At 72.5% G+C, this 6,263-nt stretch carries 6 protein-coding genes; 2 read left to right on the top strand and 4 right to left on the bottom strand.

All coding sequences use genetic code 11. The annotated features are described in order from the left end of the window. Positions 1–292: 292 nt before the first annotated feature. Positions 293–580, top strand: a complete 288-nt coding sequence (locus tag ABD841_RS14070; protein ID WP_344971401.1) for an HU family DNA-binding protein — start codon at positions 293–295, stop codon at positions 578–580. A 429-nt stretch (positions 581–1,009) separates the two neighbouring features. Here ABD841_RS14070 and ABD841_RS14065 read toward each other — a convergent pair whose 3' ends face one another. From ABD841_RS14065 to ABD841_RS14050, 4 genes are all read right to left on the bottom strand, one after another. Continuing rightward, positions 1,010–1,744, bottom strand: coding sequence for a DUF7873 family protein (locus tag ABD841_RS14065; RefSeq protein ID WP_344971399.1), 735 nt, complete (start codon positions 1,742–1,744; stop codon positions 1,010–1,012). Between the two features lie 112 nt (positions 1,745–1,856). Then, positions 1,857–2,672 (bottom strand): ABC transporter ATP-binding protein, encoded by an 816-nt coding sequence (locus ABD841_RS14060; protein ID WP_344971397.1) that lies wholly within the window; start codon positions 2,670–2,672, stop codon positions 1,857–1,859. Positions 2,673–2,755: 83 nt separating this feature from the next. Next, positions 2,756–4,351, bottom strand: a complete 1,596-nt coding sequence (locus ABD841_RS14055) for a serine/threonine-protein kinase (RefSeq protein ID WP_344971396.1) — start codon at positions 4,349–4,351, stop codon at positions 2,756–2,758. 264 nt (positions 4,352–4,615) lie between these two features. Continuing rightward, positions 4,616–5,653: an alpha/beta hydrolase gene (locus tag ABD841_RS14050; protein WP_344971394.1), complete on the bottom strand. Its 1,038-nt coding sequence runs from the start codon at positions 5,651–5,653 to the stop codon at positions 4,616–4,618. 110 nt (positions 5,654–5,763) lie between these two features. Here ABD841_RS14050 and ABD841_RS14045 point away from each other — a divergent pair, with 110 nt between their 5' ends. After that, positions 5,764–6,153: a hypothetical protein gene (locus ABD841_RS14045; RefSeq protein ID WP_344971392.1), complete on the top strand. Its 390-nt coding sequence runs from the start codon at positions 5,764–5,766 to the stop codon at positions 6,151–6,153. Positions 6,154–6,263 lie beyond the last annotated feature (110 nt).

Genomic DNA, 6,263 nt, shown 5'->3' with positions numbered 1-6,263 from the left:
CACCCGCACCCGCACCCGCACCCGCACCCGCACCCGCACCCGCACCCGCACCCGCACCCGCAGGGCATCGGACAGGCATGATCCGCCATTACGGGCCGGTTCCTGGCGGATACTCGCCGGTACGGGCCGGTCCCGGGGATAGCGTTCCAGTTCCCGAGGCCGCACCTCCTCCTCCCTGACGGGTCCGGTCGCGGGGCGAGCCCTGCCCCTCCCGGCCGTGGAGCCCCCAGAGCCCCAGCGAAAGGCAGGGCGGGGCTCGTTCACCCACACCGTCATGGCGTTAACTATCCCCATGAACAAGCGTGAGCTGATCGACAAGGCCGCCGCCGAGGCTGGACTCACCCGGCGGCAGACCGCCGCGGCTCTCGATGCGATCCTGGGGACCATCCAGACGGCCGTGGCCGCCGAGGAGAAGGTGGCGATCCCCGGTTTCGGGTCCTTCGAGATCGTGCACAAGGCCGCCCGGACCGGGCGGAACCCGCAGACCGGGGAACCACTGGAGATCGCCGAGACCTGGACGGCCAAGTTCAAACCCAGCCCGGGGTTCATGGGGCTCATCCGCCAGCGCAAGAAGGACTGACATCCGCCCACCGGGCGGCCTCCCCGGCGGGCCGGCGAACGCGGCGGCCCCCGGGGACGTTGTCCATTCCCCGAGGGCCTGGTGTGCCGCCATGTCGCGGCGCCGGCACGTTTAAGGGATGCGGGTCATCCGTAATGATGTCGCGCTCTGCCGTTAAGCTATGGATGCACGTGGAGCATCCAGCGGGATTCGAACCCGCACCCGACCATCTTCGCCCGCTCCCGGTCGATCCGGCGCTCGGCGGCGAATGCTGAATCTGGAGCGAGAGTCTGAGTTTCAGCGGCTGCCTCTACCGGTTGGGCCATCCCGGCAGGTGGATGCCGGGAGAGGGAGTCGAACCCCCACTGTCACCGCGTGTCAGTCTGACGTTTCAGTTTCAGCTTTCGCGCTCGCGCGCGTCCCCGCGCTCCCACGGGGAGTCTTTGGATCTTACCCGAACAGGTAGCCGAACACCTTCTCGCCGACGCGCTGGTAGGCGACCTCGGTGCCGTTGGCCTCCTCCCGGGCGAACTTCACCGCGTTCTGCAGCCTGCCGACCCGCTCCAGCAGCTCGTTGATCCGCTTCTGCGGGACCGCGCCGGAGAAGGTGACCTTGGTCCAGTAACCGACCACGATGTCCTCGTGGTACACCTCGACCTGGGCCGGGTGCTTGTCGGTGGCCTCGGCCTTGACGTGGTTGCGGGGCACCTTCTTGGTCCGGGTCGTCTTGACCGGCTCGGTCCGCCAGCAGTCGGTCGACTGGTCCAGCGTCCACGTCTCGGCCGCGTCCAGCACGGGGAGCTTGGCGATGAAAGTCTGCAGGTCGACCAGCTGCTTCTCCAGGAACAGCAGGTAGGTGACGGGCACGTCCTCCAGCAGGGTGCTGCCGTCCACCTTGACGTCGGCGCGCGCGGTGCAGTTGGCCCAGTCCTTGGTCGCGGTCACGTCGAACAGCCGGGTCAGCGCGGCGCCGACCTGCTTGAGCAGTTCCTCGGCCTGCACCTGCACCCGGGTCGACTCCGGCGGCAGCCGCTCACCCTCGTCGTCGACGGGTTGGTAGGTCCGCGACAGGCCCGACAGCAGGGCGTTCTTCTGGATCGTGTGGTACGCGTCGGTCACCTTGCGATGGGTGTCGGACTTGACGCCCTTCTCGACGGCGAGGATCTGGTTCAGCTTGGTCGCCATGCGTGTCACCGTATCGGGAAGATCACCGCATCACATCTTTTTTCGGCATATCCCCTGACATCGGGATACCGCCGTGCCCCGGACGCGAACCGGCCGCGTACCCGGCGGCCCGTCAGACGCGGAGCGCCCGCGCGGACCAGCGGCCGTCGACATGGTCGACGCGCAGCGGGCGCCCGAAGCACTCCGACAGGTTCTCCCCCGTGAGGATCTCCGCCACCGGGCCGCTCGCCTGGATCCGCGCGTCGCGCACCAGCAGGGCGTGGGTCGTGGTGGCCGGGACCTCCTCCAGATGGTGGGTGACGGTGATCGTGGTCAGCGCCGGGCGAGTCTCCGCGAGGTTCTCCACCGCGGTGATCAGATCCTCACGGGCGGGCAGGTCGAGCCCGGCGAACGGCTCGTCCAGCAGCAGGATCACCGGGTCGGCCATCAGCGCCCTGGCGACGCGGATGCGGGCCCGCTCGCCCTGGGAGCAGACGCGGAAGAGCCGGTCGGCGAGGTCCTTGCACCCCAGGTCGGCCAGGAGGAGATGGGCGCGCTCGTGCTCGGCGGGACCGTACTTGTCCCACAGCGGGACGCTGGTACCGGTGTGGCCGGTCAGGACCACGGTGTGCGCGGTGGCCTGCTCCTCCTCCAGCAGTTCCTCGTCGACGAGCCGCTGGCTGGCCGCGACCAGGCCGATGTGACGGCGCAGCTCCCGCAGGTCGACCCGGCCCAGCCGCTGGCCGAGCACGGTGACGGCCCCCTCGGTGGGGTGGCGCACCGCGGCGGCCAGCGAGAGCAGCGTGGTCTTGCCGGCCCCGTTGGGGCCGAGCACCACCCAGTGCTCGCCGTACTCCACCCGCCAGTCGACGCCGGCCAGCAGGGTCCGGCCCACCACCCGTACGCCGACGTCGCTCAGCTCCACCGCGCCGGGCACCGGCTCGCCCATCCGTATCCCCCTCCGCATCGACTCGCGGCGCTCACTTTAACCGATATGCCGGTGCATCCCCGGAAAACCGGGGGCAAGGACGCTCAGCCGCCTATCGGGAACGAGACGCCGGGACTCGGCTGCGGGGCGATCGTCGTGCCCGAGGGGACGGAGGTGGGTGACGGGGACGGGCTCTCCCCGTCTCCGGTCTGCGGGATCTGCGTGAAGGACGGCCGGGGACCGCCCGAGGACGTCGGGCAGTCACGTTCCCGGCCCCCGCCCCGGTTCTTCGCGGTGACGTCGGCGCAGGTCTGCGGCTCCTCGCCGTCGTCGGCCGAGCCGCCGGGCCCCTGCGAGTGCCCGGGACCGGGCTCCCGGCGGCCGGTGTCCTCGACCTCGGGCGCCGCGATCGTCCTGGTCGCGGTGACCCGGACGGTGGGGGGCGCGACCCGGGCGGGCGTCCGGGGACTGCCGCCGGGCGGCCGGGCGCCGCGGAACGTGGAACTCGACGTGGTGCCCTCGGCCGGGACGACCATCGGCACCGGGTCGGGCACGCGTGAGCCGTCGCCGGCGCTGACCCCGCCGCCGCTGGCCGCGATCACGGTGACGGCCGCCATCGACACCGTGGCCAGCGCCGCGAAGCTCGCCTGCGACAGGTGCGCGCCCCTGCGTGACCGGGCTCGGCGGGCGGCTTTCCCCGGGATCGGCGTCCGCTCGCGCACCGGCTCGGCCGCCCCTGCCGGTGCGAGCCGTACCCGCCCGGCTCCCGGCGGGTACGGCACCGGGGTCCAGATCTCCGCCAGCACGTCCGCGACCGCCTCACGCAGGTCCCACGGGTCACCCACACCGCCGGCGGCCAGCAGCGCGCCGAGCAGGTCGGCGGCCCCGGGCCGGTCGGCCGGGTTCTTGGCCAGCGAGGCCCCGACGGCGGGACGCAGCAGCGCGGGCACCGCGGCCAGGCGCGGCGCCTCCAGCAGGATGCTCCGCGTCAGCGCGTCGTGCTCGCCGCCGCCGGCGAAGGGATGGTGGCCGGTGGCCGCGTACGCGATCACGCAGCCCCAGGCGAAGACGTCCGAGGCGGGCAGCGCGGGCCCACCGGTCAGACGCTCCGGCGCGACCCAGCCGGGGCTGCCCATGACCTGACCCGCCTGGGTGTGCGCGCCGACGGCCTCGACGTCCCTGGCGATACCGAAGTCGATCACCCGCGGGCCGGTGTCCGAGAGCAGGACGTTGCCCGGTTTGAGGTCGCGGTGGACCAGCCCCGCTTCGTGCACCGCCACCAGCGCGGCGGCCACGCCCAGGGCGACGCCGTAGGCCAGGTCCGGGGTGAGCGGACCCCGGGCGGCGACCACCTGCGACAGGGCGGGGCCGGGGACGTACTCCGAGACGAGGTAGGGGCGGTCGCGGTCGGTGCCGTCCTCCACCACCGCGGCGGTGCAGAACGGGACCACCCGCCGGGAGAATTCCACTTCCTCGGCGAACCGGGCGCGAAGCGTGGCATCGTGGAGATGCGCCGGATGCGGTGTCTTGAGCGCCACCACCCCGCCCTGCGGGTGCTCGGCCAGATAGACCACGCCCATACCGCCGGCACCGAGGCGGCCGAGCAGAAGGTAACGCCCGATGACGACCGGGTCGCCGACGGTCAGCGGCCGCACGCCGGGCGGCATGCCGTTCCCGGGACCGGTTCCCCCACGTGCCATCCTCGTTGCGCCTCTCGTGTACTGGCTACGGCAAGCACACTGTGACCGGATTCGCGGGGGCTTCGCCGTCGACCCGTCGCAAGGGGTATGGCAGGTAAGACGAATGATCCTCCGGGGTAAGTCACCCATGATGCGACAGGCGTTCCCCGGTGCCGGACGTGCCGGTGTGACCGGGGGAAGACGGCGGGTCGGGAGAGGTCCGGGGGCGGGGAGCCCGGCGGGGGCGAGTGAGGGGCCCGGGGCGGGGAGCCCGGCGGGGCGGGTTCAGGCGGCCGCGGACTCCGCACGCGCGGGCGGCTCCCCGCGGGCCGGAGAGGCGGGCGTGCCCCCGCCGGGCACCTCATGGGCGGGCAGGCCCTGCGCCGCGGCGAGGAAGCGGGCGATGTGCCGGTAGACACGGCGGGCCTCGGGGAGGACGTCGGCCAGGATCGCGAAGACGTGCGGCATGCGGGGCCACTCCTCGTACGTGACCGGCACCCCGGCGGCACGCGCCCGCGCCACGACCCGGCGGCCCTCGTCACGCAGGACCTCGGTGGAGCCGGTGACGACCATCAGCGGCGGCAGTCCGGTGTAGTCGCCGAGCACCGGGGAGACCAACGGGTCGTGCGGGTCGAGTCCCGCCGTCCAGCGGCGGGCGAGCCAGTCGACGCGGCCGGCCGGGATCATCGGGTCCAGCAGGCGGTTGACCCGCCGGGGCGCGTCGGTGAGGTCGGCCCACGGCGACAGGCACACCGCGGCGGCGGGCAGCGGCACACCACGGTCGCGCAGCGCCAGGAGGGTCGCCAGGGTGAGATGCCCGCCCGCGGAGTCTCCGGCGACGATGACGTCCGCCGGGTCGTAGCCGCGCGCCAGGAGACCCCGGTACGCGTCGAGCGCGTCGTTCAGGGACTCGACGATCGTGTGCACCGGGCCCTGGCGGTAGTCGACGGCCAGCACCGGCCGCCCCGCCGCGGCCGACAGGCGCCAGGTGATCGGCCGGTGGGTCGCCGGGGAGCAGGTGAAGTAACCGCCGCCGTGGAAATACAGCAGCACCTTGCCCTCGTCGAGCTCCTCCCCCGCGCGAACCCACTCGCTGGGGCAGGGCCCGTCGCCGTCCGGCGTCACGGTCACGTGGGCGGGCAGGCGGAGCGGCAGCTTCGCGGCCAGCGCGGCGATCCGGGAGGCCGCGGCGATACCGGCCCCGGTCCGGAGCAGCAGGCCGGAGATCGGCTTGAAGGTGCCATGCATGATCATGCTGAGAGCGGCGGCCTGCCAGCTGAAGGGATACGCGGGACAGACATCGATGTCGACCTCGTCATGCATGTGCACCTCCACCGCAGATCATTCCCCCGCAGAACATCCTTCTATCGAAGGGTGGATGTATCGCGAAGATTACAGATGTGTAACCTCCTGCCCCATGCCACCCTTACGCCATGGCTGAATACTCCGGCACACCGCTTCCCCGGAAACTCGGCATCAAGCCGGGCCACCGCGTTCTGCTGACCGGCTCCCCCGGCGGTTTCGAACTGCGGGGCGTGGACCACCACCGACGGCCCGGACCCGAGCCGTACGACGTGATCGTGCTCTTCTGCCCCGACCAGGCGGCCCTGCACGACCGCTTCCCCGGCGCGAAGGCCCGCCTGGCGAAGAACGGGGGCCTGTGGGTGTGCTGGCCCAAGCGGGCGAGCAGGGTGCCGACCGACCTCGGAGACGGTGTCGTACGGGAGTACGGCCTGGCGCGGGGACTGGTGGACAACAAGGTCGCCTCGATCGACGCGGTCTGGTCGGGGCTGCGGTTCGTCTACCGGCTGACCGACCGCTGACCGCCCGCCGCCCACCGGCCGGTCGGCCACTGACCGGCGGACGACCGGCCCCGGACGGCGGGCGACGGACGACGACCGGCGGGCGGCGGAAAATCCGTTGCGGCGCCCGG

It is taken from the genome of Streptosporangium fragile (assembly GCF_039534445.1).
GTDB classification, from domain to species: Bacteria; Actinomycetota; Actinomycetes; order Streptosporangiales; family Streptosporangiaceae; genus Streptosporangium; species Streptosporangium fragile.
Note: the sequence above shows the minus strand (reverse complement) of the source record. Positions and strands in the feature narration are given on the sequence as shown.

What these genes read in the sequence shown, in the direction of transcription:
- ABD841_RS14055 (WP_344971396.1), bottom strand. Translation starts at nt 4,351, where the DNA reads ATGGCACGTGGGGGAACCGGTCCCGGGAACGGCATGCCGCCCGGCGTG.
- ABD841_RS14050 (WP_344971394.1), bottom strand. Translation starts at nt 5,653, where the DNA reads ATGCATGACGAGGTCGACATCGATGTCTGTCCCGCGTATCCCTTCAGC.
- ABD841_RS14060 (WP_344971397.1), bottom strand. Translation starts at nt 2,672, where the DNA reads ATGGGCGAGCCGGTGCCCGGCGCGGTGGAGCTGAGCGACGTCGGCGTA.
- ABD841_RS14065 (WP_344971399.1), bottom strand. Translation starts at nt 1,744, where the DNA reads ATGGCGACCAAGCTGAACCAGATCCTCGCCGTCGAGAAGGGCGTCAAG.
- ABD841_RS14045 (WP_344971392.1), top strand. Translation starts at nt 5,764, where the DNA reads ATGGCTGAATACTCCGGCACACCGCTTCCCCGGAAACTCGGCATCAAG.
- ABD841_RS14070 (WP_344971401.1), top strand. Translation starts at nt 293, where the DNA reads ATGAACAAGCGTGAGCTGATCGACAAGGCCGCCGCCGAGGCTGGACTC.